The 752-nt window shown below is 43.0% G+C and carries 2 tRNA genes and 1 rRNA gene; all 3 read left to right on the forward strand.

Features of this window, described 5'->3' with window-relative positions:
* The first annotated feature begins 129 nt into the window (after positions 1 to 129).
* Positions 130 to 206, forward strand: a tRNA-Ile gene (locus VEI_RS09290).
* A gap of 10 nt (positions 207 to 216) precedes the next feature.
* A tRNA-Ala gene (locus tag VEI_RS09295) sits at positions 217 to 292 on the forward strand.
* Positions 293 to 633: 341 nt separating this feature from the next.
* A 23S ribosomal RNA gene (locus tag VEI_RS09300) occupies positions 634 to 752 on the forward strand; the annotation flags it as partial.

The following is a 752-nucleotide window of genomic DNA, read 5'->3' on the forward strand; positions in this document are numbered from 1 at the left end:
TCCTTTCTAGGGAGACATACACCGAGCCAAGAGCTTGGATGTCACTTAGGTCGACACTTTGGCACCTAACATTGTTCGGTTTTGAGAGATCTGTTATCTACAAGATAATAAATTTCTCATATATTAAATGGGCCTATAGCTCAGCTGGTTAGAGCGCACGCCTGATAAGCGTGAGGTCGGTGGTTCGAGTCCACCTAGGCCCACCATTTAATACATGGGGGCGTAGCTCAGTTGGGAGAGCACCTGCCTTGCAAGCAGGGGGTCAGGAGTTCGAATCTCCTCGTCTCCACCATTTAGTATTTGACAGCTAGTCTGCTATATACTAAAATTGTTTGTTCTTTGAAAACTGCATAGAAGAATTAATATATATTTGTAAGGTCATCTCTTAGAATTTCTAAGTAGGTTGACCCGAGCACATAGGAAATAATTCTCTGACTTAATGGTGACGTACATGAAAATGTACGGCTACAAAATAAACGACAATGTATCTAATGCATGTCAATGAAATCGAAAATCAATAGATTTCGATGAGTATCAAGGAATACCAGTAAGGCGTAGTCGCCGCGTACTAGTGTACGCAAGACAAGCCGAACGCAGTATGACGCAGATAATCGCGAAATATATTGTATTTTAAGTAAAGATTTTAAGGGCGTACGGTGGATGCCTTGGCGATATCAGCCGAAGAAGGACGCGGTAAGCTGCGATAAGCTACGGAGAGGTGCAAGCAACCTTTGACCCGTAGATTTCCGAAT

The sequence above is a fragment of the Veillonella tobetsuensis genome, assembly GCF_001078375.1.
GTDB classification, from domain to species: Bacteria; Bacillota; Negativicutes; order Veillonellales; family Veillonellaceae; genus Veillonella; species Veillonella tobetsuensis.